The organism is Pseudomonas sp. fls2-241-R2A-110 (assembly GCF_030209165.1).
Lineage (GTDB): Bacteria > Pseudomonadota > Gammaproteobacteria > Pseudomonadales > Pseudomonadaceae > Aquipseudomonas.
Window position 1 is genome coordinate 1 of the sequence record NZ_JARVSN010000037.1, and the last position, 24,483, is coordinate 24,483.

General features: G+C 56.3%; 20 protein-coding genes and 1 pseudogene. 10 read left to right on the forward strand and 11 right to left on the reverse strand.

Annotation, left to right across the window (positions count from 1 at the left end; translation table 11 throughout):
• The 4 genes and pseudogenes from QRN31_RS27535 to QRN31_RS27550 all read left to right on the forward strand — a co-directional run.
• Positions 1 to 178: pseudogene (locus tag QRN31_RS27535) on the forward strand (DUF6124 family protein); the annotation flags it as partial.
• A gap of 145 nt (positions 179 to 323) precedes the next feature.
• Complete coding sequence (locus tag QRN31_RS27540) at positions 324 to 542, forward strand: hypothetical protein (RefSeq protein ID WP_285435809.1); 219 nt, start codon at positions 324 to 326, stop codon at positions 540 to 542.
• A 38-nt stretch (positions 543 to 580) separates the two neighbouring features.
• A complete protein-coding gene (locus QRN31_RS27545) occupies positions 581 to 1,042 on the forward strand; it encodes a DUF2059 domain-containing protein (protein ID WP_285435810.1) in 462 nt (153 codons plus the stop codon).
• Between the two features lie 733 nt (positions 1,043 to 1,775).
• Positions 1,776 to 2,138 (forward strand): DUF6124 family protein, encoded by a 363-nt coding sequence (locus QRN31_RS27550; RefSeq protein ID WP_285435812.1) that lies wholly within the window; start codon positions 1,776 to 1,778, stop codon positions 2,136 to 2,138.
• Positions 2,139 to 2,222: 84 nt separating this feature from the next.
• Here QRN31_RS27550 and QRN31_RS27555 read toward each other — a convergent pair whose 3' ends face one another.
• A complete protein-coding gene (locus QRN31_RS27555) occupies positions 2,223 to 2,723 on the reverse strand; it encodes an Lrp/AsnC family transcriptional regulator (RefSeq protein ID WP_259154671.1) in 501 nt (166 codons plus the stop codon).
• Positions 2,724 to 2,842: 119 nt separating this feature from the next.
• On the opposite strand from QRN31_RS27555, the gene QRN31_RS27560 reads away from it, so the two are divergent.
• The 3 genes from QRN31_RS27560 (at position 2,843) to QRN31_RS27570 (ending at position 6,575) form a co-directional block, all read left to right on the forward strand.
• Positions 2,843 to 3,877 (forward strand): histone deacetylase family protein, encoded by a 1,035-nt coding sequence (locus QRN31_RS27560; protein WP_285435814.1) that lies wholly within the window; start codon positions 2,843 to 2,845, stop codon positions 3,875 to 3,877.
• A gap of 50 nt (positions 3,878 to 3,927) precedes the next feature.
• On the forward strand, positions 3,928 to 4,983 hold the full coding sequence (gene ocd, locus QRN31_RS27565) for an ornithine cyclodeaminase (protein ID WP_285435815.1): 1,056 nt from the start codon (positions 3,928 to 3,930) through the stop codon (positions 4,981 to 4,983).
• Between the two features lie 176 nt (positions 4,984 to 5,159).
• Complete coding sequence (locus tag QRN31_RS27570) at positions 5,160 to 6,575, forward strand: amino acid permease (protein WP_285435817.1); 1,416 nt, start codon at positions 5,160 to 5,162, stop codon at positions 6,573 to 6,575.
• A gap of 134 nt (positions 6,576 to 6,709) precedes the next feature.
• Here the strand turns inward: QRN31_RS27570 and hutC are convergent, their stop codons facing one another.
• From hutC to hutH, 9 genes are all read right to left on the reverse strand, one after another.
• Complete coding sequence (hutC, locus tag QRN31_RS27575) at positions 6,710 to 7,447, reverse strand: histidine utilization transcriptional repressor HutC (RefSeq protein ID WP_285435818.1); 738 nt, start codon at positions 7,445 to 7,447, stop codon at positions 6,710 to 6,712.
• On the reverse strand, positions 7,447 to 8,583 hold the full coding sequence (gene hisC / locus QRN31_RS27580) for a histidinol-phosphate transaminase (RefSeq protein WP_285435819.1): 1,137 nt from the start codon (positions 8,581 to 8,583) through the stop codon (positions 7,447 to 7,449). Before hisC ends, hutC begins: the two co-directional genes overlap by 1 nt.
• Complete coding sequence (locus QRN31_RS27585) at positions 8,580 to 9,380, reverse strand: amino acid ABC transporter ATP-binding protein (protein WP_285435922.1); 801 nt, start codon at positions 9,378 to 9,380, stop codon at positions 8,580 to 8,582. The genes hisC and QRN31_RS27585 overlap by 4 nt, the downstream gene beginning before the upstream one ends.
• Before the next feature lie 104 nt (positions 9,381 to 9,484).
• The gene (locus tag QRN31_RS27590; protein ID WP_285435820.1) at positions 9,485 to 10,156 is read right to left on the reverse strand and encodes an amino acid ABC transporter permease; all 672 of its coding nucleotides are present in this window, start codon (positions 10,154 to 10,156) and stop codon (positions 9,485 to 9,487) included.
• Positions 10,153 to 10,812: an amino acid ABC transporter permease gene (locus QRN31_RS27595; RefSeq protein WP_285435821.1), complete on the reverse strand. Its 660-nt coding sequence runs from the start codon at positions 10,810 to 10,812 to the stop codon at positions 10,153 to 10,155. Before QRN31_RS27595 ends, QRN31_RS27590 begins: the two co-directional genes overlap by 4 nt.
• A gap of 74 nt (positions 10,813 to 10,886) precedes the next feature.
• Positions 10,887 to 11,723: a transporter substrate-binding domain-containing protein gene (locus tag QRN31_RS27600; RefSeq protein WP_285435822.1), complete on the reverse strand. Its 837-nt coding sequence runs from the start codon at positions 11,721 to 11,723 to the stop codon at positions 10,887 to 10,889.
• 128 nt (positions 11,724 to 11,851) lie between these two features.
• Positions 11,852 to 13,228: an FAD-binding oxidoreductase gene (locus QRN31_RS27605; protein WP_285435823.1), complete on the reverse strand. Its 1,377-nt coding sequence runs from the start codon at positions 13,226 to 13,228 to the stop codon at positions 11,852 to 11,854.
• 4 nt (positions 13,229 to 13,232) lie between these two features.
• Entirely contained in the window at positions 13,233 to 14,429 is a 1,197-nt protein-coding gene (locus tag QRN31_RS27610; protein WP_285435824.1) for an alpha-hydroxy acid oxidase, read from the reverse strand.
• 77 nt (positions 14,430 to 14,506) lie between these two features.
• A complete protein-coding gene (gene hutH / locus QRN31_RS27615) occupies positions 14,507 to 16,036 on the reverse strand; it encodes a histidine ammonia-lyase (protein WP_285435825.1) in 1,530 nt (509 codons plus the stop codon).
• A 417-nt stretch (positions 16,037 to 16,453) separates the two neighbouring features.
• Here hutH and QRN31_RS27620 point away from each other — a divergent pair, with 417 nt between their 5' ends.
• The 3 genes from QRN31_RS27620 to eruA all read left to right on the forward strand — a co-directional run bounded on the left by QRN31_RS27620 (position 16,454) and on the right by eruA (position 22,740).
• The gene (locus QRN31_RS27620) at positions 16,454 to 17,416 is read left to right on the forward strand and encodes an isopenicillin N synthase family dioxygenase (RefSeq protein WP_285435826.1); all 963 of its coding nucleotides are present in this window, start codon (positions 16,454 to 16,456) and stop codon (positions 17,414 to 17,416) included.
• Positions 17,417 to 17,944: 528 nt separating this feature from the next.
• Positions 17,945 to 18,307 (forward strand): DUF6124 family protein, encoded by a 363-nt coding sequence (locus QRN31_RS27625; RefSeq protein ID WP_259154654.1) that lies wholly within the window; start codon positions 17,945 to 17,947, stop codon positions 18,305 to 18,307.
• Positions 18,308 to 18,726: 419 nt separating this feature from the next.
• Positions 18,727 to 22,740, forward strand: a complete 4,014-nt coding sequence (gene eruA, locus QRN31_RS27630; RefSeq protein ID WP_285435827.1) for an NACHT domain-containing antiphage protein EruA — start codon at positions 18,727 to 18,729, stop codon at positions 22,738 to 22,740.
• A gap of 394 nt (positions 22,741 to 23,134) precedes the next feature.
• On the opposite strand, the gene QRN31_RS27635 is transcribed toward eruA, so the two are convergent.
• Positions 23,135 to 24,436 (reverse strand): MFS transporter, encoded by a 1,302-nt coding sequence (locus QRN31_RS27635; RefSeq protein WP_285435828.1) that lies wholly within the window; start codon positions 24,434 to 24,436, stop codon positions 23,135 to 23,137.
• Positions 24,437 to 24,483 lie beyond the last annotated feature (47 nt).

Sequence of the window (24,483 nt, forward strand, 5' to 3'; positions counted from 1 at the left end):
ACACCCAACCCACCCCACCCCACCCGATACCGATCCAGCATCCCCGTACGAATCCGTCGATTCCAAAAAATTCCACGACGCCGCCGAGCGCGCTCTCCACCACTACCTCAACCCGGGCGCCCTCATCATGGCCGCGGTCAACGAACCCGAGCGTATGTTCCTCGTCTACCCCGAGTACTACTGGCTAGCACCCTCCCCAAGACCCTACCGGGATTAAGCCAGTGGGGTTCGTCGCCACAGCGAGGTGTGATCGCGATGTTGAAATGCCATCACCAAAATAGTATGTTGCTGAAAAATCATCTATGGTTCACAAGGAAGACATCATGTCGCTCAAAGGGAAGATCATTTCCGGCTATCTCGTCATTGGCCTGATCTACACGCTTTACTCCTGGCTGTTCACTTCGTACTCCCACGCCAGCTTCGCCTATAACCTCGGCAGAGGTCTGATGTGGCCGGCTGCAATGTCTCCTGCTTTCGGTACGTTTATCGGCGTCATTGTCCTGCTCGTGGTCATCGGCGCGATTCATTTGAATCGACGCTAATCGATCCGCACCTCCAAACTGATCAAGGACAAATGCTCATGGGCATGAGAAAGCTAACGCTGGCTGTGTTGTTCGCGGCGGCACTGGCAGGCTGTGGTGGTAGTAAGGACAAGGCAGAGGAGTTGATTGAGGTCAGCGGTTTGACCAAGCATTACAGCACCATCGTGGAAATCGCATCGGCAAGTTACGCTTCCCGTTACCCGATGCTGGAACGGGAACAGATTCGCAACGTCGTGCGGGACAAACTTGATCAGGACGAATTGAAAAGCAAGATGGTTGACATCTATGCCGATCATTTCGACGACGAAGAACTCGAACTGATGATCCGTGCCAATAAGCATCCCGAGCAAGCCATGGCGATTATCCTAGGCTCCAAAGAAGGCCGCGCGCTAGCCGAAAAGGTAATGGATGTCCAAAAAACCATTTCACAAGACATGCAAAAGTCGATGGTAAACAGTGATGATGCAATCATCGATGCTCTGGATGAGCTGAAGGGCTAAAGCTCATCATCGGGCCTGATGTCGTACACAGACGTCTTCAAGGATTTTCAGGCCGCTGATTCAGTAGATGAAGCGTAGCGTAACGGCCATTAACGCCCGCGTAATGCAGCTGTCGAGCCAGCGAGGCTGCCTCCGCGGGCGTTATTGTAAAAAAGATGAAACCTATTTCAGGACTAGATAGCCTGGCCGATTCGGCAATGCCGTCAATCAACCTCAGCAATCATCCTGAATCCCAAGCCGTACCTATTCATTGTCATCTTGAAGCCTTGAATTCAATCCTGTCCTCCCTGTGAGAACGAGCCTGCTCGCGATGGCGTCAGATCCGACGCCACCGATTTCACACAAGAATTTGTCCATCGGTGTTTGATGCCTTAAACAGGTTTCAAGTCGCCTGTTTAAAGACACCCAGTGTTACGTCCTAACGGCTACAACGCCTTGCGTCGTTACCTACGCGTACGCCAGAATCCGCCGGCTTGTGCGTCTGTGGCAGGGGTTCTATCGTTTGCTCGTCACTAAAAACAGTGATGGGTTTGGTAGACCCTCAGCATCGACGCATAGCGTCACCTTCGGCGGTCCTTCTTCAGGGCTGCGATTTTATGGTGGCCATGCGCAGGGCTCCTTCGGGGGCGCCGGTTCCGATGCCCGGTCTACCAACCTTCGTATGGCCGCCACCCTCCGTTTGGTAGCGAGAGGGCGATGGCTCCTTTTAATAAGTAGCATCGGAGTTTCATTCATGATCAAACCCACACCCAACCCACCCGATACCGATCCAGCATCCCCGTACGAATCCGTCGACTCCAAAAAATTCCACGACGCCGCCGAGCGCGCCCTCGACCACTACCTGAACCCGGGCGCCGTCATCATGGCCGCGGTCAACGAACCCGAGCGTATGTTCCTCGTCAATCCCAAGTACGACACCGAATCCCTGCTGGCCAATGCCAGTGAATCACTGGGCTCGGCCACCACCATGCTCAGCAACTTCGCGGCGTTGCTGGACAACTCGCACCGCAAGACCCTGCTGGGAATTACCCAGGTGGTGATGTTGGGGGGATTGGCAGTGAATCAGGCATTGGATCAGGTTGAGGTGAAGGAGTAAGAGCACACCCTGTGTGGCGGTGGTTCGTCCGTCGTCACAGAGGGGAGGGTAAGTCGGCAGGGGTTGGATGGCGCTTCGGCCCATTCAGTCTTTGCTCGATTTGGGTATCGCAATACGGCTACTGGTCTTGACCTCGCGCAATGCCAGGCTGGACTGGATGGATGCGATACCCACCTGACGCCTGAGCACCTGCTCGATAAAGTCGCTATAGCTATCAAGATCCTCTGCCAACACTTGCAGCACGTAATCGGCATCCCCGGTGATCTTGTGACAGGACAACACTTCGGGCAATTGCGCAATCACTGCCTCGAAGGCGTCGGGAGCGTGATCGGCGTGGGTGGAAAAACGAATGTGCACGAAGGCCATGATGTCCAGTCCCAGCATTCGTCGATCAAGGTTCGCCTGGTAGCCCTTTATCACTCCTGCCTCTTCCATTCTCTTTCGCCGCCGCCAGCAAGGAGTCAGGCTTAACGACAGGCGCTCGCTGAGTTCGGCGTTGGAAATGCTCGCATCCTCTTGCAGCAACGTGAGTATTGCCAAGTCCGTCTCGTCGAGACTGATGCGTTTGGATGATTTTTTCTGCATTTGGCCAATCCTGAGTATAAAAACCCGAAAAATCTAGTAAACCACGAAAACAAAGCAAAGAAAGCGCATCCGTGCCGGAACAGAATATTTGCACTGGCTCACATTAACGGATGCGCAGAATGTTTACAGTTTTCAGTGATTCCCACCGTTTGCACCACGGCACCGAATTGAAAGACGGCGTGCTCAAGCCGTCGTTCGAACAGCCCAGTCGGGCCGATACCGTCCATAACCGCGTCAAGCAGGTAGGCCTAGGCCAGATCGTAGAACCGCGAGCCTTTGATCGCATGTGCTACGTCAACGCGCACAGCGAGCGCTACGTCAGCTTTCTGGAAAGTGCCTGGACAGAATGGTGCGCGACCGGACGTACCCACGACGCCCTGCCGCTGGTATGGCCAGTGCGCGATCTGTCCAACGAACAAGTGCCGGCCTTCATCGACGGCAAATTGGGTTTCTACGCCATGGACGCCGGCTCCCCGATTACCGCCACGACATGGCAAGCGGTTAAAACCAGTGCCGACATAGCCCTCACTGGCCTGGCATTGATCGATGAAGGCCACGACAGTGCCTTTGCCCTGTGCCGTCCGCCCGGCCATCACGCAGCGCGTGAATACATGGGCGGCTACTGCTATCTCAACAACGCCGCCATTGCTGCACAAAGAGCCATTACCCAAGGCGCCAAGCGTGTCGCGGTACTGGACGTCGACTTTCATCATGGCAACGGCACCCAGAACATTTTCTACGAGCGCAGTGACGTCATGTTTGTCTCGTTGCACGGCGAGCCCGCGGTGTCCTATCCGTACTACTCAGGTTATAGCCACGAAGTCGGCGCAGGCCTCGGTGAAGGTTACAACCTGAACTATCCGCTGCCAAAGAACACCACCTGGGAAAGTTACCGCAACGCCTTGCACCACGCCTGCAAGAAACTCCAGCAATTCGCCCCGCAAGTGCTGGTTATTTCACTGGGCGTCGACACCTTCAAGGACGACCCCATCAGCCACTTCCTGCTGGAAAGCGAGGACTTCATCGGCATCGGTGAGCTGATAGCGGGCGTGGGTTGCCCCACCCTGTTCGTGATGGAAGGCGGCTACATGGTTGATGAAATCGGGATCAATGCGGTCAACGTGCTGCATGGCTACGAGAGCAAGCGCGCCTGAACCACCCCCTGAATGGCAGCGCTTCAAACATTAAATCGGAGAATAAAAACATGACTCTTTTTATAGACGTCGATCATGCCGCACGCCTGTTCGCCAAGGTGGGGATCCGCCGCGCCATCCGCGAAATGGCGACGTATATCGAAGCCGACTATTCGCGTTGGGCACAGTTTGATAAGTCGCCCCGCACCGCCAATCATTCGGCCGACGGTGTGATCGAGCTGATGCCCACCGACGATGGCCAACAGTACTCGTTCAAATACGTGAATGGTCACCCGGATAACAGTCAAAGGAATTTGCTGACAGTCATGGCCTTCGGTGTCCTGGCCGATGTCCAGAGTGGCTATCCAACGCTGCTCAGTGAACTGACGCTCACCACTGCCGTGCGAACTGCCGCGACCTCTGCCTTGGTTGCGCAGTCCCTGGCGCGGCCCGATGCAAGCATCATGGCAATCATCGGCAATGGCGCTCAGAGCGAATTTCAGGCCCTTGCCTTTCACGAAATGCTGTCCATCAAGGAACTGCGCATTTTCGATATCGACCGCGACGCTTCACTCAAGTTGAAGCACAACCTGTGCGCGTTCCCGGACATTGAAGTGATTCTGGCCAGCTCGGTGCAGGAGGCGGTCAAGGGCGCGCACATCGTTACCACAGTCACCGCCGACAAAGCCTATGCGACGATTCTGACTCCCGAGATGATCGAACCCGGCATGCATATCAACGCGGTCGGCGGTGACTGCCCCGGGAAAACCGAACTGCACGCTGACATTCTGCGCAATGCTCGGGTCATCGTTGAGTTTGAACCTCAAACCCGTATTGAAGGCGATATTCAACAACTGGAGCCTGACTTTCCCGTCATCGAGTTTTTCCGGATTGTTCAAGGCGAAGTCCCGGGTCGCGAGAACGACGCACAGGTCACCGTGTTCGATTCAGTGGGTTTTGCCCTGGAAGACTTTTCGTCCCTGCGCTACGTGCACGATCTGGCGCGGGAGCATGCCATCGGTGAGCGCATCCATCTGGTGCCCACGCCTGCCAACATAAAAAATCTCTACCAACTGCTTGATCAGCCGCCCGCAATCGCCCCCCCGCGCCTGCGCACAGCCAGCTGATAGCCATCGATGACGCCCACTGAGCAAATCGCCAGGGGGCCGTTCATGGTGTGAGTGGTCGAGGAACCCTGCCACTGCAAAACCAACACCGGCAGTCGCCGTTGTACCTCTAACAAGAACGCTAGACACCCACCTTTCTGCCAAAACTCAAAAACATAAAATCAAGAGGTTTTGTAATGAAATCGACTCCGTCCGAGCGGGTTGAACAGCCCGCGCTGCAGCGCACGCTCAGCAATCGTCACATTCAATTAATGGCAATGGGAGGCGCCATCGGTACAGGCCTGTTCATGGGGTCAGGAAAGATCATTGCCCTCTCAGGTACGTCGATCATCCTCATTTATATGATCATCGGGATGTTCGTCTACTTCGTCATGCGCGCCATGGGCGAACTGTTGCTCTCCAACTTGAACTTCAAAACCTTCGCCGATTTTGCCGGTGCCTACCTCGGCCCGCGAGCGGCATTCTTCCTTGGCTGGTCATACTGGTTGAGCTGGAGTGTCGCGGTGGTGGGCGATGCCGTCGTGGTCGGCGGATTCTTTCAGTACTGGTTCCCCGATGTGCCTGCGTGGATCCCGGCCATCGGTATGTTGATGACGCTGTTCGCCTTAAACGTGCTGACCGTCAGGCTTTTCGGTGAAGTGGAGTTCTGGTTCGCGATCATAAAGATCATTGCTGTCGTCACCCTGATTGGCGTCAGCATAGTGATGATTGCCAGCTCCTTTGTATCCCCCAGTGGCGTGACTGCTTCCCTGAACCACCTGCTGGATAAACAGGCAGCCTTTCCCAATGGTCTGTTCGGTTTCTTTGCCGGTTTCCAGATGGCAATTTTCTCTTTTGCCGGCACCGAACTGATCGGTACTGCCGCCGCCGAAACGCGCGCCCCCGAGAAGACCCTGCCTAAAGCCATCAACTCGATTCCGCTGAGAATCATCCTGTTTTATGTGCTGGCACTGGCTTGCATTATTGCGGTGACTTCCTGGCAACAGGTGTCGCCCAACAAAAGCCCTTTCGTCGAACTGTTTCTGGTTGCAGGGTTTCCCGCCGCCGCCGGTATCGTTAATTTCGTGGTGCTGACGTCTGCCGCCTCATCGGCCAACAGTGGCGTATTTTCATCCAGCCGCATGCTGTTCGGGCTGGCCAGTCACGACAATGCTCCCGGGGTTTTCCGGCGCTTGTCGGGCAATAGCGTGCCTCTGCTGAGCCTGGCGTTTACCACTTTGTTGATGCTGGTGGGCGTACTGCTGCTGTTCATCGTTCCAGAGGTCATGACAGCGTTTACCATCGTCTCTACCGTGTCGGCAATCCTGGTGATTTTCACGTGGTCGACCATCCTCGCGTCGTACATTGCCTATCGCAGAGCTCGGCCCGATCTGCATGCGCAATCGATCTACAAGATGCCTGGCGGGGTGCCGATGGCCTGGTTCTCTTTGGCGTTTCTAGGCTTCGTTCTCTGTTTACTGGCACTCAGACCTGACACCCGTATTGCCTTGATGGTCATGCCGGGGTGGTTTATATGGCTGGCGATCGCTTACCAATTGACCTGTTCCAGGAGGTCTAAAGTCGCTGCTGATTCTGCAAGCCAATACAGCTGATGCGCGGAATGGCACGAGTTGGTTAATAGTCTCTGGCGGGCGCCTGCAGTCTGTGTTCGCGCAGGCATTGCAATTATCTGGCCCGACCAGGGACTCAAGAGAAGGAGTGACACACAGGGCTCAATCCACCGGCCTTAACTGTCTCTGTGTGCTCCATTCACCGGTAGGCGACTGCCCAGGCGATAGCGTGAGGAGGGATGAATCAGGCGCACATAGGTGACAATTTTGCTCTGGCTCCAGGTCCGGCGCATGAGGACCAGGCAAGGTTCATTGGCATCGATTTGCATGTGTTTGCTTTCATCGCTGCTGGGGTGGCTGGCTTCGACGATATGTTCCATTTCATCGGGCCTGATGACCTGCAGAAGGTATCTGGCCGGTTGCAGGTGCTCGCCGAAATCCTGCTGCAAAAACTCCGGTACCAGCTCGGGATTGACGTAACGATCCTCGAGCTGCACCGGTACGCCTTCTTCGCAATGCACGCAGACCAGATGAAAAACCGAAGAGCCGGTGGTCAGCGCCAGCGCGGCGGCTACCGGCATAGAGGCCGCCTCGCGTCCCAGGTGCAGGACTCGGCACGTGTAACTGTGACCCCGGGCGAGGATTTCGTCAGCGATGTTGGTGATTCTCAGCAGGTTCGATTGCGGTTTGCTTTCAGCGACGAAGGTGCCTACACCTGAAATCCGCACCAAATGCCCTTCTTCGGTCAGCTCGCGCAATGCCCGGTTGACGGTCATGCGCGACATGCCCAGTTCTTGCACCAAACGGTTCTCTGACGGGATCAGATCGCCCGGTTTCCAAACGCCCGCGCGAAGCTGGCCTTGCACAAAATCCTTCGCGCGCTGATAGAGCGCTTGCGGTGCATTTTTAATCATTAGTCGGTCCGTGTTTCTTGTGCGGCAAGGACTTTTGCCAGTGCCTGGAGGAAAAGGTCGTTATCCTCACAGCTTCCGATGGATACCCGCAAGTGCTGAGAATAACCGGCTTCGCGCCAAGGCTTGATGATGACCCCCTCGCGCAGCAGTGCCTGGTTGATGACTTCGGCAGGGTAGGGCGTGTGGAAGTACAGAAAGTTTGCCATGGAGGGTGCGGTCGCGACGCCTTGCTCTTGCAGGGCGGCTGCCACCCTGCGGCGTTCGCTGGCGACATGGGAAAGACAGCGGTGCAGGTATTCATCGTCGGCCAGCGCAGCAACCGCCGCGGCTTGGGCTACGCGGTTAACGTTGAAGGGCGTGCGCAGACGGTTGATCAGATCGGCCAGTAGCGGATCGCTGACGATTCCGTAACCGACTCGCAAGCCCGCCAGGGAATAGGCCTTGGAGAAAGTCCGCAGCAGTATGAACGGTTTGCCACTGGCCTGAATCAAGCCCAGGCAATCTGGATACTCGGTCTCCCATCGGGCGTATTCGTAATAGGCCTCATCGAACACCAGCAAACATTGTGGAGGCAATGCGTCGAGCAACTGCTGCAACTCATCGGCGCTCAGGGTGCAGCCCACCGGATTGGACGGGCAGGAAAACATCAGCAATCGCGTGCGGGGCGTGAGCGCGGAGACCATGCCCGCCACGTCGAAAGTGCCTTCGTCGGTCATCGGCACGCCCACGACCCGGGCACCGGCGGCCATTGGGTAGATGAAATGCAGCCCAAAGGACGGCACCACGGTGACGACTTCATCGCCATGGTCCAGGAACACGCGACTGATGACGCTCAGCAAGTCTTCCGAGCCATTGCCGAACACCAATTGATCTTCCGGCACGTCGAGTTTTTCCGAGAGTGCGGCGCGTAATGCCTGGCAACCGGCGTCTGGATACAGCGCAATTTCACTGCAGGCCCGAGTCATCGCGGGGGTGACGGCGGGTGCCGGCCCCATCGGGTTTTCATTGCTGCCCAGTTTGGCTACGCGGGTGAGGCCGAAGCGCTTGCGCACCGCCTCCGAGCCGAGGCCGGCGTTGTAGCTGGCCAGGTCACGCACTTCGGCACGGGCCAGCAGATTCAGGTCGTTGGAATTCATACCGGGCTAACCTCTTTGGTGTCCTGCCAGAAGGCGTTGCGATCCAGGTAGTTCTGCAGGAATTGCTGCAGACGTGGCTGTTCGGCGTTGTGAAAGATTTCGTGAGGGGTGCCCTGAGCGACCACTTGGCCTTGATCGAGGAACACCACCGAGTCGGCGACCTGAGCGGCGAACCCCATCTCGTGCGTGACCACCACCATGGTCATGCCTTCCTTGGCGAGGGTTTTCATGACCTGCAGTACTTCGCCGACCAGTTCCGGGTCGAGGGCCGAGGTGGGTTCATCGAACAGCATGATGTGCGGCTCCATGGCCAGTGCCCGGGCGATCGCCACGCGCTGTTGCTGACCACCGGACAGTTGCGCCGGGTAAGCCTCGGCCTTATGGGCCAGACCGACTTTATCGAGCATCGCCATGGCGCGTTGTCGGGCGTCATCGGCGGATAATTTGCGCACACGCAGCAAGGCTTCACTGACATTGCCAAGGGCGGTCATGTGCGGCCACAGGTTGAATTGCTGGAAGACCATGCCAACGTTGCGCCGCACCTGATTGATTTGCGATTGGGGCGCACGCTTGCGGCCCTTGCCGTTCTCCGGCACCCAGCCAAGCAGCTGACCTTCGATGTAAATCTCGCCCTCGTCGTACTCCTCAAGGAACGCCATGCTGCGCAGCAGGGTACTTTTGCCTGAGCCGGAAGGACCGATCAGGCACACCACTTCAGAGTGCCGGACCTGCAAATCGATACCCTTGAGTACACGCAGATTGCCAAAGCTCTTGCCGACGTTGTGCAGTTTCAGCATCGGCGCGCTGTTGTCGGAGAGTGTCTTGGAAGTCTTCATCGCTTCACCTGATTCGTTCAATACGGATGAGTGTGGCGCAGCTGTCGGCGTCGAATGGAAGTTGCTCATCGCGGCTGCTTCTGCATGAATCGCCCGACGCGCACTTCCAGCAGCATGCCCATCCGTGAGCAGGCTTCCACCAGGAGCAGGTAGCCGATGCACAGCACCAGCAGGGTCTCGACAAAGGCGAAGGTTTCCGAGCCGATGCCGGTGAGGACCATGGTCAATTCGGGGATGGTGATGATCGACAACACGGCCGTTTCCTTGCACAGGATGGTGATCAGATTGACCAGTGCCGGGAGGATGATCACCAGCATTTGTGGAATCTGGATGCGCGTGATGCATTGCAGGCGGGTGATGCCCAGGCAGTCGGCCGCTTCCAGTTGCCCGCGGGCAACGGATTGAAAGCCGGAGCGGAAAATTTCAGCGAAATAGACGCTGCCATAAATGCCCAGGCCGAGAATGCCGGCCGGAATGGGGTCCAGGTTCAAGCCAAAAGACGGGCCGCCGTAATACACCAGGAACAGCTGGACCAGAAACGGTGTACTTCGAATCATCTCGATGAACGCCCGCAATGGTGCGCGCACCAGGCTGTTGCCGAACAGTTGGGCAACAGCGATCAACATGCCCAGTATCAGGCCCAGCGCGACACCGGCAGACCAGGTGCCGAGGGTGATCATGAAGCCTTGTCCGATTTCGCCGAGATGGTCGGTGATGATCGTGGGGTCAAAGATCATGCGTAGCGCTCCTTCAGATGACGCTCCAGCAGGCCGCCGAAGAACGCCAGCGGAATGTTGATCAGGCAATAGAAACCGGCCAGCATCAGGTAGTCCTGAACGAACATGTAGTCACTGGCGGCAATGTTCTGGGCGGTGCGCGTCAGGTCGGCCAAACCCACCACCGACACCAGTGACGAAGCCTTGATCAGCAGGATCATTTCGTTGACCAGTGCCGGCAAGGTCAGGCGTACGGCTTGAGGGACGCGAATGCGCACCAGCATTTGCCCTGAGCTCAGACCCAGCAGGCCTGCGGCTTCCAGCTGACCGCCAGGGATGGCGAGAAAACCACCGCGCATGATTTCAGCGATATACGCACCCGCCGCCAGAGACAGCCCGATCACCGCTGCCACCATGGGCGAAACGTTGGGCAGGCCGATACGCGGCAGGAAGTAATAAATGAACAGCAGTTGCACCAGCAGCGGAATGCCACGGAACACAAATATGTAGGCGCCACCCAGGCGTCTGAGCAGCGGCAGGGGGGAAAGACGCAGACTGCCCACGATCACGCCGATGACAAAGCCGATGGACAGTGCTGCGACGGAAATTTCGAGGGTCACCAGCAGGCTGTCCAGCAGAAGGGGCAGGTTTTGCAGCAGTAAAGGCCAATCGAACATCGTCGTGCCTCCAGCATGGATAAATCACCGGCTCGGCTGAGCCGGCGATCCGTTCATAAACCCCGCGTTCCTTCTTACCAGGTCGGCTCGAAGTCGGCTTTCGGCACGTCCATTTCGGTCCCCAGCCATTTCTTTTGCAAGGCGGCGAGGCGACCGTCTTCGTGCATTTTCAGCATGGCGCTATCGAGGGCGGCGATCAGGCTGTTGGCGTCGTCATCCTTGCGTCCCAGGTAGGCGAAGTAGGATTTCTTGCCGAATGGAGGCATCACCACTTTGTACTTGTCCGGGTGTTGGGCCGCGACATAGGAGATGTTCGGCAGCGAGTTGGCGACGGCAACGATGCGCTTGGTTCCCAGCTCTGCGTAGGCCTGGTTGTTGTCGATGTATTCACGGACATCAACTTTTTTCGGCAGGGTGGCGGCGAAGGTTTTCAGCTCTTCGAGTTGCGCCGAGCCTTTGCCTGCGCCCACGACTTTGCCGGCAATGTCTTCAGGTTTACTGATGGGGCTGTCCTTGGCGCTGACCAGCAACGCTACGGTGGCCTCGGCTATCGGCAAGACGAAGTGGTAACGCTCCTTGCGTGCCTTGGTAACGATGATAGGCCCCGCGACGACGTCGAATTTCTTGGCTTCAAGCCCTGGCAACACACTTGGCCATGGCAGGTCCATGAATCTGACCTTGACGCCCAACTCTTTGCCCAGCTGCTCGAACAGTTCGGCGTTCATGCCCTTCTGTTTGCCGTTCTCGGTGAAGTCGAAAGGCGCAAATTGCAGTTCAGTGCCCACCACCAGTTCACCGGACTTTTTCACATCGGCAAGCTGATCGGCCTGGGCCGCCATACAGGCGCCAGCCAGGGTCAAGGCGATGCACAGACCGTTGAATTTTTTACTGAACAGAGAATCGAGTTGCATGGTGTAACTCCTTCATCAGGTGCAGCGAGGCTTATGGTGTGTGTTGGTTCTGGTTATGCGTTGCGGGTAAATCATTACGGCTACAGCAGTTAACGTGCCATTGCGGTATATACAGCTTGAGTCGGCATTCAACCGAGGATTTTCCCCGGGTTGAGAATGCCCTTGGGATCGAAGCAATCCTTGAGCTGCTGCATCGCCTGGCGAGCCTCGAGGCTGACCGAGTGATGGAGAAAGTCGCGCTTGAGCAAGCCGATGCCATGTTCGGCCGAGACCGAACCGCGCAATTCGCCGACAGCGCTATAGACCAGCTCCTCGACCTCCAGGATGGGGGCAGGCTCGGGCAAGGAAGCGCAGTCCACCGTCAGGTGCAGATTGCTGTCACCGATATGGCCGAAATACACACTGTGGTTGCCCGGCCAGCGCTGTTCCAGACGCTGGCGACAGCGCTCGGCAAAGTCGCCGATCAGGCCAATGGGCAGGCTGATGTCGAAGTTCAAAGGCTTCATGCGCAGGGGGAATTCGCCCGTCGCTTCACGGATCTTCCAGAGTGCCCGGGCCTGGGTCTGGGAGCTGGCCAATACCGCATCGACCACTTCACCGGCGGCAAAGGCTTCTTCCAGTGTTTGCTCAAGCAATTCCCGAGGGCTGGCGCATTCGAGCAGCACATACAGCGGATGGTCGAGCGACATTGGCGCGCTTGGGTTTTCCAGCCAGGAAACCCCCAGGCGGAAAAAGTCCTGCCACATCAGCTCATACGCTTGCGGCGTACCGACGCTGCGTTGCACCCGGCGCAGCAGGCTCACCGCACTGGCGTAATCGGGCAGGGCGCAGAGCAGGGTGGTGGTTTCGCCAGGTTGAGGCGCCAGCTTCAATACCGCACGGGTAATCACCCCAAGAGTGCCTTCGCTGCCGATGAAGCACTGTTTCAGGTCATAACCGCAGTTATTCTTGATCATCTTGTTGAGCAGATTCAGCACCCGGCCATCAGCCAGGACCACCTCCAGACCGAGTACCAGGTCCCGGGTCATGCCGTAGCGAATCACCGCATTGCCGCCGGCATTGGTGGCGATGTTGCCACCGATCTGGCACGAACCGCGGGCGCCGAGATCCAGCGGGAAGACGAACCCGGCATCAAGCGCTGCTTGCTGAATCTCTTGCAGCGTAGTGCCGGCCCAGACGCTGATGGTCGCCGCCGCAGGATCGATTTCTTCAATGCCGCGCAGGCGTTCCAGGGATAGGGCAATGTCCGTTTCACGAGGCACTGCGCCTCCGGCCAGCCCGGTCATTCCGCCTTGGGGAACCACCGGCTGTTGCGCGTTACTGCAGATGCGCAAAGCGCTCGCGACCTGCTCGGTGGTGCGTGGCAGCAACAGTGCAGCAGGGCAGGCCGGCGCATGGCCCGTCCAGTCGCTGTAGTGCCGCCGACTGATATCGGCACCCGTCACTACCGCGGCATCGCCCAGCGCCAGGCGCAATTGTTCGAGGGTCTGTTGCAAATCGTTCATCGGTTCAACTCACGGTGAAGGATGTGGAGGGCGTCGCGCACAGCTGGCGACGGTGGAGCTGGTTCAGGTCTGGTGTTCCGAGCAGCGACAGGGCCAGACGCAATTCTTGTGCGAGCAGGTCGAGCGCATGCCCGGCACCTGCCTGCCCGCCGACCGCCACTCCATACAAGGTAGCGCGCCCGAGCAAAACCGCATCGGCACCGAGGGCGCAGGCTTTGAGAATGTCGGTGCCACGGCGGATGCCACTGTCGAGCAGCAGCGTGAGCTTGCCTTTGGCGACGGCGGCAATCGCCGGCAGGCAATCGATGCTCGCCGGGACGCCGTCCAGTTGCCGGCCGCCGTGGTTGCTGACCACCACGCCATCAAGGCCCAGCGCGATGGCTTTCTCGGCATCAGCCGGGTGCAACACTCCTTTGAGCAACAACCGTTGTGGCCAGCGGTCGCGCAAGCGGGCGAGGGCATCCCAATCGAGGCCGGTGTCCATTTGCGAACCTATGAAATGGGCGGCGCCTTCGATAGTGCGTTGCGCGGATGGCAGATAGCGTTCGATGTTGCCCAGGTTTGGCAGGCCATGAGGCCACAGCGTCTGGGCCATCCACCGTGGATGATTGAGCACGTCGAACTTGTTGCGCAGGCTCAGTTGCCGGGGCCGGACGAAGTTGCGTTTGTCCCACTCCCGGTTGCCCAGCAGTACCGCGTCGCTGGTCAGCAACAAGGTCTTGCAGCCCACGGAGGCTGCACGCAGGAGCAGGTCTTCCTGAACCTTCGGGTCACGCAGGCAATAGAGCTGGAACCAGAGATTCACCTCTGGCACCGCCGCGACCACTTGCTCCAGAGAGCTGGTGGAAACGGTGCTCAGCGTAAAGGGCAGGCCGCGCTCCGTTGCAGCGCGGGCCAAATGAATATCGGCATCGCGATAAAGCATGGCGTTATAGCCGGTGGGACCGATTGCGATGGGTAGCGGCAGCTCTCGACCGAACAGCGAGCGCCGGGGGTGCGTTTCGGAGCAGGGCACCAGGGTCTGCGGCAGCAGGGCAATATCCGCGAAGCCTTGACGGTTGCGGCGCAAGGTCAATTCTTCTTCTGCACCACCTTCCAGGTATTCCCAAGCGAAATGCGGCAAGCGTCGGCGGGCCATCACTGCCAACTCGGCAATGCTGTGTGCTCGACGATAGTCCGGGCCTGAATAATAGCGGCGCATGGCATATCCCATCGGCTACGTAACAGTAGGTGTTCGCCGCAGTCAGGCGGCGAACGGGTTCAGCTCAGAGGTACGAATCAGGCGTACAGGCGTTCTGCCGGCAACCAGCGCGTGAACGCCGCGTTCTCGACCCAGGCGCGCGCAGCGGCGATATCCGGAGCGAAATAGCGATCTTCATCGTAGTGAGCCACTTCACGGCGAATCATCGCCAGCACTTCGCTGAGCTTTTCCGAAGTCTGCAGTGGGGCATGCAAGTCCACGCCTTGAGCGGCGCCCAGCAGTTCGATGGCGACCACCGCACTACTGTTGCCGGCCATGTCCAGCAAACGACGTGCCGCAAAGGTCGCCATCGAGACATGGTCTTCCTGGTTGGCTGAGGTTGGCAGGCTATCGACTGATGCAGGATGCGCCAGGGTCTTGTTCTCCGAAGCGAGGGCGGCAGCGGTGACCTGAGCGATCATGAAGCCGGAGTTCAGGCCGCCTTCGCGCACCAGAAAGGCCGGCAAGCCCGACAGTGCCGGATCAACCAATTGGGCGATTCGTCGCTCGGACAGGGCGCCAATCTCGGAGATGGCCAAGGCCAGCACATCGGCGGCCATGGCGACCGGTTCGGCGTGGAAGTTTCCTCCGGAAAGCACGTCGCCGTCGGCGCAGAACACCAGCGGGTTATCCGAGACGGCATTGGCTTCACGCAGAAAGACTCCGGCGGCGAAGCGCATGTGGTCCAGGCACGCGCCCATGACCTGAGGCTGGCAACGCAGCGAGTAAGGGTCCTGCACCCGGTCGCAGTGGCGATGGGATTCGCGAATTTCACTGGTGGCCAGCAATTCGCGGTAAAGCTGCGCCACGTCGATCTGCCCCGGTTGTCCACGAACGGCCTGGATGCGTGGGTCAAACGGCACGTCCGAGCCTTTCAACGCTTCAACGCTCAGGCTGCCAGCGACTACCGCAGCGCTGAACAGCTTTTCGCAGGCGAACAGGCCACGCAGGGCCAGCGCCGTCGAGACCTGAGTGCCATTGATCAGCGCCAGGCCTTCCTTCGGGCCCAACACCATCGGTTCGAGGCCAGCAATCGCCAGACCTTCGACAGCCTCCATTTCACGGCCCTCATGACGCACCCGGCCGACGCCGATCAACACGGCGGACATATGCGCCAACGGTGCCAGGTCGCCCGAAGCGCCAACGGATCCTTGTGACGGTATGCACGGGTAAACCCTGGCTGCATAGAGCTTGCTCAGGGCCTGAATCACCTCCCAGCGAATCCCGGAAAAACCACGGGCAAGGGAACCCACCTTGAGCGCCATGATGAGAGCGACACTGGCGTCATCCAGCAGTGGCCCGGTGCCGGTGCAATGTGAAAGCAATAGGTTGCGTTGCAGTTTGGCCAGCGACTCGGTAGGGATAGAGGTCCGCGCCAGCAGGCCGAACCCGGTGTTTATGCCGTACACCGTCCGCTCGTTGGCGATGATTTCGTCTACTGTACGAGTACTTGCATCGACGACATCGCGCGCAGCCGGGTCCAGTTCGAAAGGACTTTGCAGCTGGTAGATGGCGCGCAATTGATCGAGGGTGAGGTGACCGGGTTTGAGCTGCAACGGTGTGTGCATTGAGAGTGTCCTGATGTCAGGGTGATGGGGAATAGGACCAGCTACATGTTCCTGTATATACAGGTAAGGCAAAATGCAGGCCAGCTTTCCGTTTCCGCTCGCCGACGAGCATTCCAGACCCGCTCGTTCAGACGAAAAGAGAAATTTATCAGGACGGTTTTTCTAAGGTGTGTAACCGAAGGTTGCACCAGTTGTGGGCGCTCTGCCCACTGCTGGGGCGAAGGGAAACGGGCTCGTAACAGGTTTGATCGGGCTCTTGCGTCGCAACGAGAGGGGGTATTCGCATTAGCCCGAGGCTTGCAGGTAGCTGACTGGTGAGGCGGCACATTAAATGCTATGTCCTGTATATACCGCCTCGTCAATTGTTGACTAAGCCGTAATCTCGCCACCGCTGTATTTACTTTTGCAGGAGTAGACATGACCTCTAGCACCAATCTGCCTCTGATCGATATGACCGGAGTTCGCGACGGTAATCAGGCAAGCATTCACCGGGCCGGTGATGCCATTCGAAAAGCCTGCAGCGAAATCGGTTTTTTCTACATTATCAATCACGGCGTGCCGCAGCCGGTGATCGACAGAGCGATGGCGGCAGCGGCACAGTTCTTTGCCTATCCGACTGAGACCAAGCGCCAGGTGGCGGTGAACAAGCGGCATCGAGGCTGGCATGCGCTGGGTGGGGCGACCATGTATGAAGCCACCAAGCCTGATCACAAGGAGTTCTTCAGTATCGGTCTGGAGCTGGCGGAGGATGATCCGTGCGTTGTTGCCGGTGAGGCTTTGCGCGGGCCGAATCAGTGGCCGGAATTCATGCCGGAGTTGCAAGACGCACTGTCTGAATACTATTCAGAAATCGGTAAGGCCGGGGCGGATTTACTGAGGGCTGTAGCCGTAGGATTGGGTATCGAAGAAGATTTTTTTATAGATAAATATACCAAGCCCCTGCAGCGTACGCAGATGGTCTATTACCCACCACAGCCTGCACAGGCTGAGGCTGACCAATTCGGCGTGGCACCGCACACGGACTACGGTTGCATTACCTTGCTCTACCAAGATAACAGCGGCGGTCTGCAGGTCCGCGAGCTCGGCTCCAACCGTTGGATCGAGGCGACTCCTATTCCTGGCAGTCTGGTTGTTAACGTTGGAGACCTGTTGGCTCATTGGTCCAATGATCGCTTTCGTTCGACCCTGCACCGGGTGATTAACTCTTCGGGTCACGAGCGCTACTCCATTGCCACGTTCTACGACCCGACTTATAGCGCTGTTGTCGATCCCTGCGATCTGGGAATCGATCCGGCGCAGAGTCTGTATCCACCGGTAGCGGCCGGCGACTACATCCTCAAACGAATCGATGACTCAATGGCGTATCGCAAAAAGGGCTGACGACGCGGACAAGATCGACGTTGTCATGGCCGGCACCGCGAAGCCCATGCCATCCCGAGACCGAGAATTCGCCACATTTCCCTGTGGGAGTGAGCCTGCTCGCGATGGCGTCAGACCCGACGCCATCGATTTCAGCCAAGAAATATTCGCCCAACGTTTGATGCCTTAAACAGGTTTCAAGGCGCGTGTTTAAAGACACTCGGCGTTACGTCCCAACGGCTACAACGCCTTGCGTCGTTACCTACGCGTACGCCAGAATCCGCCGGCTTGTGCGTCTGGGGCACGGGTTCTATCGTGGCTGGGTCACTGAAAAACAGTGATCGGGTTTGGTAGCCCGGTATTCCAGGCGCATAGCGCCACCTTTTGCAGAGGTTGTTTTTAACCTCTGATTTTTATGGTGGCCATGCGCAGGGCTCCTTCGGGGGCGCCGGGTTCCTGGACCGGTCTACCAACCCGCGTATGGCCGCCACCCATCGTTTGGTAGCGAAGGGTGATGGCTCCTAATGAGCTCGTCCAGGAGATCCATCTATGCCTAAACCAACACCCAACCCACCCGATACCGACCCAGCATCCCCCTACGAATCCGTCGATTCCAAAAAATTCCACGACGCCGCCGAGCGTGCCCTCGACCATTACCTCAACCCAGGCGCCCTCATCATGGCCGCGGCCAACGAGCCCGAGCGCATGTTCCTCGTCAACCCCAAATACGACACCGAATCCCTGCTGGCCAATGCCAGTGAATCACTGGGTTCGGCCACCACCATGCTCAGCAATTTCGCGGCGTTGCTGGACCACTCACACCGCAAGACCCTGCTGGGAATTACGCAGGTCGTGATGCTGGGGGAATTGGCGGTGAATCAGGCGTTGGATCAGGTTGAGGTGAAGGAGTAAGAGCAAGCCCTGTGTGGCGATGGTTAGTCCGTCGTCACAGAGGGGAGGGGCAGTCGGCACCGTATCCATGAAGTCTCAGCTTTCAGGTGAAGAGTCGGATCGGTACCGGGTTTCGTTCGACCCATGGCTGCTTTTTGCGAAAGGTAGTTAACGGCCAAAAGCGGTCATTCAGACGTGTCTACTAAATTGGGGGCGATTTAGAGTGTAAACGCAAATCAGCACCACGAACCTATGGTCAGGCAGATAGCTCTTGCTGAGATTGGCACCGTACCGAAAAACCTGAGCGCCAGAACTTTTGCAAGCCCAATTTTAGATTGAAATGGCGTACTATCATCAGCAGGAACAGTCAGTGAAACTGACCTGGCTGAAATGACATAGCACCGAAAATAAGGTGCAATTCAAAACGCAGAATTTATCCTATGAATTCAACTTTCTACCTTCCGCGCAGCCTCTCCAATAAAGACAGAATTTACACTGAAGAAGCGTTGCTGGCGGCTTCAAATTACGTTGTTGTTTTAGCAGAACCCGGAGGCGGAAAAACTGAACTTATGGGAAGCCTAGCCCGACAGCTGGGAACTTCAACTGTTACCGCAAACAAGTTCAAACACTTGGGGGCCGATGCCGAGAATTCCCCACTCGTGATCGATGCGTTTGATGAGTTGGCCAAACTCGATCAAACGGGTATTCACAGCCTTCTTGCTAACGCCAGAAAAGCAAAGCCAACACGCGTCATCATTTCGAGCCGATCCAGCGAGTGGGGTACAGCTGCCACAAACGCATTCGAAGACTATCTAGGATGCTCACCGCTGGTGGTTAGGCTTTGCGAGTTTGAAGAGGGAGAACAGCGGGAAATTTTTCATCATCATGTTCGGGGTGAGGAATTTTCAAAGTTCCAAGCGGAAGTGGCTCGATTCGACTTAGGAGCGTTACTCCCTAACCCCCAATTTCTCAAGATGTTTGCAGATGCCTATATGGAAAGCGGCAGACACTTTACAGATAAACGAAATATATTTTCACAAGCGGTCGAGCGGCTGGCGAAGGAAGCTAACGTCAATGTAGCGCAGACGCTATCCAGCAAACAAAGGGTTGCTCTGTCGTCCGAAGTGTTCGCCAAGCTTTTGCTGTCCGGAGCAGAAGGCATAGGGACGAGCGAGTTAACCGCAGATCGGATCTATCCACTGCTGGCATCACTTTTTGACAAACACACAGCAGCTGAAGGCATCTTGGCAACTCGGCTTTTCAAACCTGGAGACAGTGCGGATCAGCATCGGCCTGTTCACAAGATCGTTGCTGAATACTGTGCGGCAGACTACCTTGCAAAGCGGATCGCTGATCCGGTTGATCCTCTGACATTACATAAATGCCTACCTATCATCGCTCCGAACAACGTAGTTCGAGATGAACTCCGGGGATTACTGGGTTGGCTCGCGGCGCTAGGCAACAGATCCATTCAAGAGACTGCTATTGAGCTTGATCCCTACGCGGTGCTTGCGAACGGTGATCCCTCTCAACTTGAACACTCCTCAAAACGTCTACTTATACAGGGCCTGAAAGACGTCGAAACGAAGGATCCCTATTTCCGCCGAGGAGATGCTTGGCGCCGGTTCAGTGCTTCAGGTTTCTTCACCCAAGAGGTTATGACAGAGATTAAACCCCTGCTAGCGAGCGGCAGTGATGGGCATTTGCGTGATCTAATTCTTGAGCTGTTGACGGGGTCACCAGCGATTGCGCATCTGACACAAGAACTGCGTCAACTCGTGTTGAACTCACGCGAAAGCGAACACACTCGCTTGTTGGCTAGCAGATGTCTGCTCGACCTGTCCGGCCATGACCATCGCGCCGATTTAGCAGTCCTAGTCTCTGAAGCCAGTCATACCTCTCTGAAAATTGCGGTAACCATCCTTACGGCTATCGGCGCAGAAGCATTAGGTTTAGCTTACCTCGCCAGCTTCTTTCGAGTCTGCTCAAACCTTTACCCTAGTCATCAAGAACCTTACAAATCGACAATCGGTACGCGCTATTTCATAAGGCGCTTTGTTGGCGGACTTGATTTGATATCAATCGAGTGGCTACTTGATGAGTTAACCAAAGACCTTGTTTGCACATGCAAAAAAAAACATTATGAATGTGATTGTCGAATTGGAATCAGCAAGATTGTAGGCCTAATGCTGGATCGATACTTTGACCTGGCAATGCCTCCTTTTGCCCCGAAAAGGGTTTGGCATTGGATCGAAAATCTGATTTTTCATGAGCAGAAATCAACAGATCAGAGCAAGGCAGTTCAAGTGCTTCAAAATGACGATGGATTGCGCCAAGGGATCATGGCACAAGCACTTGGAAACCTTACCAACAGCGACGATATTTTTGAGACTAAAATACAGAAATTTGATTTTCACGCTCACTCCGGCCTTCGTTTTCAATCCGATGATTACAACTTTATAGTCGATCTGGCATTTGAAATGGATAACCCAGTCCTGTGGGCGAGTTACATCGCAATGCATAGCTTTAATCAAAGTCAAGCACTGCGAGGCCCAAAAAAATTGCGACGGCACATGCGTGAACAGGCATTGGAGAAGCCTTCTTTAATGCGCGAGTGGGTAAAGTTCAACAGAGCAGTCGCGCAATCTGCACAATCCCAACAAAAAAGCATGTCTGCACACAGGCGGAGGATGAAACGCCGCCACCGAGAACAAAATGACATAAAGAAGTTAAACATCCAGTATTTGCGGGACAACCGAGAGCTTGTTGAAAGTGGTCGGCATTGGAATTGTCTTGCGCGCTTTGCTGATTTGGTACTTACCGCGCCCGATCAAATTGAGCATGAATTCGGTGATGAAGTGCTCGTTCGTAAAGCTCTCAGAAACTGCCTAGATTTCATTGCTCCCGATGTACCTAATCTGCTCAGGCTTGCGGAATTACAGTGTGCATCGCAGGGCGCGTACACTGAACCTGTTCTTTTTGCAGCGTGCTTGGAAATCATGCGCAGCGACGGAAACCTGGAAAATGTCGATCTGCCGTTACTGAATGCACTGCGAACTAATCTCGACATGGGCTACGGTGCCGTGTCGGACGAAGAACGTGATGCGCTGAAAGATGAAGTCAACCGATTGATTTTCGCAGGTGCGGGAAGTGCCGAAACCTTTCTCCGGCAGTACGTCGAGCCCCAACTCGCACAAAAGGGCTGTCAACATCCCGATATTTGGTTGTTACGCGGTGATGAGGTCTTCAGCCACCTACGGGCGGCAATCTCAATAGAATGGCTTGACCGATTTTCTGATCTGGCGCTCGGATCGCTTGATACGCTCTTTGAAATTGCGGCCGAATTCGGTGATCGCGATGTCCTTCAAAAAATCATCGCAGAGCGTTGCTCAACTTTCATGTCCGCGTGGCCCAGCCCGACTGGCGATGAAGACCTCGAAAAAAGGCGCGTTTTTTGGTTCGTGCGCGCTTTTTATTTTTTAGAGGACGCGCCTGAAACATATTGGAACTGGCTCAAAACCGACAAGGACACCATATTTTCGCTTAATGAGCGCTCTGGGCGATTTAACTATGGCGAACACTCCCATTGGCCCAAGCTCACATTAAGAAAAGTGGTGGCTGTTCTAGAGGCCTTTATTGACAAGTGGCCAAAGGTAGACCTCCCGAGCCATTGGGGTACGGGAAGCCCCAACGAAGAAAATGCGTACCGCTTTTTGACAGAAATCGTTTGGTTAATCGATTTAGACGTCTCCGATGACGCCGTCCGTGTCATTGATCGTCTCCTTGCCGATCCGAAGTTCACAGACATGTACAACGATCTTAGGAGCATACGTGCTCGTAAAATCAGTCAGATTGCTCGGAGGTATTTCGAACCGCCGACGCCACAGGAAATCGGCGATCGACTGGATCGCGACATGGTGGTGAATGTTGAGGGTTTGCGTCAACTCGTCCTCCAAGAACTTCAAGATTTTCAGAAAGCAATAAATGGTGGTGAATTTAACTCCGCGGATCGCTTTTACGACAATGGTAAGCACTTGAACGAAGTACGAGCTACCGAGATCATTGCTGAACGTCTCAGCCTAATACTCAAGCCTCAGGGCATCGCGATTACGCCGGAGCACCAGCTAAAAAGTGCTAACCGCAGCGATTTCACGGCGACAAAATTGATTGGCGGTATAAGACGGCTGCTTGTGACTGAGGTAAAAGGTCAGTGGCATAGAGAGTTATACACTGCCGCGGCGGCGCAACTATATGCGCGCTACTCCATCCACCCCGACGCTGAACACCAAGGCATTTATCTTGTGATCTGGTTTGGCCGAGATGTGAACGTCGCAGGAATTAAAAACCGAAATATCAACACCGCTCAGGAGCTGAAAAGCAGCATCGAGAAAACGATGCCGCCAGAGCTAGCTGGACTAATTGATGTGTTTGTTCTGGACGTTTCTAAACCCTAAAATGCAGCAATGAAGGATCGAACCGAAGGTTGGACGCAGCAGGCCTAGAAGAGGCCAAATATCGCACTCCGAATCACCCCTAGTTTTGTAGGCAGGCGGAATGACCGCTTCTGGCCGATTTCTGCCTGTCGCGACGGGCAGATCTCGTACTGCGATGATGATAAAACGACCGTCTCGGGCGCTTTTGGAAAAGCCGCACCCCTGCTTCGGAGCCCCTAATCGAGTGGGATCAAGGGCCACATATTGATAAATCATTCGAAATATCTTTCTCTGCCCAGTGAATGGGGTCTTTAGGCCGATTACTGCCCTGACGAAAGGCTGTAATCGACCTCATGCGACTCTATTTCGGTTCCCGCGGTTGATCGACGCGTGGTAAACGTCGGCGATCGAGGAACTAAACGGCTCTGACTGCCAGAGCTTTTTGCCGACGATACAGAATCGTCGTCGCCGTGAACCCGCACACCGCCGCGAACATCAGCCAGTAGGCAGGTGATGCCTTGTCGCCCGTGGCCTGTACAAGCAGCGTCGAGATTGCCGGGGTAAAACCGCCGAACACCGCGGTGGCCAAACTGAAGGCCAGTGAAAACCCGACTACCCGCACGTTCTGCGGCATGACTTCGGTCAGTGCCGCGACCATGGCGCCGTTGTAAATACCAAAGAAGAATGAGAAGTACAGCAGAACAGCGAGTAGTCGTTCGAAACTCGCCGCCTCTGCTAGCCAGTGCATGGCGGGATAAGCAGTAAAGATGCACAGCAACGATATCGCCAGCAACAGTGGCCGACGGCCAATGCGGTCGGAGAGGGCGCCGCCGATAGGCAGCCAGATAAAGTTGCTGATGCCGACCAGCAATGTGACCACCAGGCTGTCGGTGGTGCTCAAGTTCAGTACTGTCCTGCCAAACGTCGGTGTGTAGACCGTAATCAGGTAGAACGTGGTGGTGGTCATGGACGCCAGCAAGCCGCCCGCCAGTACGGTGCGCCAGTTGTCACGCATCGAGCGAAAAACTTCGCGCGTTGTTGGACGATGACTGCGAGCAGTGAAGGCAGCGGTTTCTTCCAGTGAGCGGCGAATAATGAAAATGAACGGGATGATCACGCAGCCAATGAAGAACGGAATACGCCATCCCCAATCGGCGATTTCTGCGGCTTGCATCGTGGCATTGATCGTGTAGCCCAACGCGGCCGCGACGACGATTGCCACCTGTTGGCTGGCCGATTGCCAACTGGTGTAGAAACCGGTGTGACCGGGGGTGGAAATTTCCGCCAGATACACGGAAACACCGCCCATTTCCGCGCCGGCGGAGAAGCCCTGGAGCAGCCTGCCCAACAACACCAGAATCGGTGCTGCCACGCCGATGGCGGCATAGCCCGGCACCAACGCGATCAATACGGTACCGGCGGCCATGATCGAAAGCGTCACGATCAGCCCCTTGCGACGGCCCACCTTGTCGATGTACGCCCCCAGCACAATGGCGCCTAACGGACGCATCAGGAATCCGGAGCCGAATACCGCGAAGGTCATCATCAGCGAGGCAAACTCGCTGGTGGCTGGAAAGAAGGTCTGGGAGATGTAGGTCGCGTAGAACCCGAACAGAAAGAAGTCGAACTGCTCGAGAAAATTACCGCTGGTGACCCGAAAAATGGCGCCCAATTTGGACCCCTTGGCTCGGGTTGTTGCCGTTGTCGTTTTCATCATGGCTACCGTTATGCTCACTATTGTTTTTGGAATGAGTGCTTTAACCG

Coding starts and splice junctions, on each gene's coding strand:
- QRN31_RS27540 (WP_285435809.1), top strand. CDS start 324: ATGTCGCTCAAAGGGAAGATCATTTCCGGCTATCTCGTCATTGGCCTG.
- QRN31_RS27545 (WP_285435810.1), top strand. CDS start 581: ATGGGCATGAGAAAGCTAACGCTGGCTGTGTTGTTCGCGGCGGCACTG.
- QRN31_RS27550 (WP_285435812.1), top strand. CDS start 1,776: ATGATCAAACCCACACCCAACCCACCCGATACCGATCCAGCATCCCCG.
- QRN31_RS27555 (WP_259154671.1), bottom strand. CDS start 2,723: ATGCAGAAAAAATCATCCAAACGCATCAGTCTCGACGAGACGGACTTG.
- QRN31_RS27560 (WP_285435814.1), top strand. CDS start 2,843: ATGTTTACAGTTTTCAGTGATTCCCACCGTTTGCACCACGGCACCGAA.
- ocd (WP_285435815.1), top strand. CDS start 3,928: ATGACTCTTTTTATAGACGTCGATCATGCCGCACGCCTGTTCGCCAAG.
- QRN31_RS27570 (WP_285435817.1), top strand. CDS start 5,160: ATGAAATCGACTCCGTCCGAGCGGGTTGAACAGCCCGCGCTGCAGCGC.
- hutC (WP_285435818.1), bottom strand. CDS start 7,447: ATGATTAAAAATGCACCGCAAGCGCTCTATCAGCGCGCGAAGGATTTT.
- hisC (WP_285435819.1), bottom strand. CDS start 8,583: ATGAATTCCAACGACCTGAATCTGCTGGCCCGTGCCGAAGTGCGTGAC.
- QRN31_RS27585 (WP_285435922.1), bottom strand. CDS start 9,380: ATGCTGAAACTGCACAACGTCGGCAAGAGCTTTGGCAATCTGCGTGTA.
- QRN31_RS27590 (WP_285435820.1), bottom strand. CDS start 10,156: ATGATCTTTGACCCCACGATCATCACCGACCATCTCGGCGAAATCGGA.
- QRN31_RS27595 (WP_285435821.1), bottom strand. CDS start 10,812: ATGTTCGATTGGCCTTTACTGCTGCAAAACCTGCCCCTTCTGCTGGAC.
- QRN31_RS27600 (WP_285435822.1), bottom strand. CDS start 11,723: ATGCAACTCGATTCTCTGTTCAGTAAAAAATTCAACGGTCTGTGCATC.
- QRN31_RS27605 (WP_285435823.1), bottom strand. CDS start 13,228: ATGAACGATTTGCAACAGACCCTCGAACAATTGCGCCTGGCGCTGGGC.
- QRN31_RS27610 (WP_285435824.1), bottom strand. CDS start 14,429: ATGCGCCGCTATTATTCAGGCCCGGACTATCGTCGAGCACACAGCATT.
- hutH (WP_285435825.1), bottom strand. CDS start 16,036: ATGCACACACCGTTGCAGCTCAAACCCGGTCACCTCACCCTCGATCAA.
- QRN31_RS27620 (WP_285435826.1), top strand. CDS start 16,454: ATGACCTCTAGCACCAATCTGCCTCTGATCGATATGACCGGAGTTCGC.
- QRN31_RS27625 (WP_259154654.1), top strand. CDS start 17,945: ATGCCTAAACCAACACCCAACCCACCCGATACCGACCCAGCATCCCCC.
- eruA (WP_285435827.1), top strand. CDS start 18,727: ATGAATTCAACTTTCTACCTTCCGCGCAGCCTCTCCAATAAAGACAGA.
- QRN31_RS27635 (WP_285435828.1), bottom strand. CDS start 24,436: ATGATGAAAACGACAACGGCAACAACCCGAGCCAAGGGGTCCAAATTG.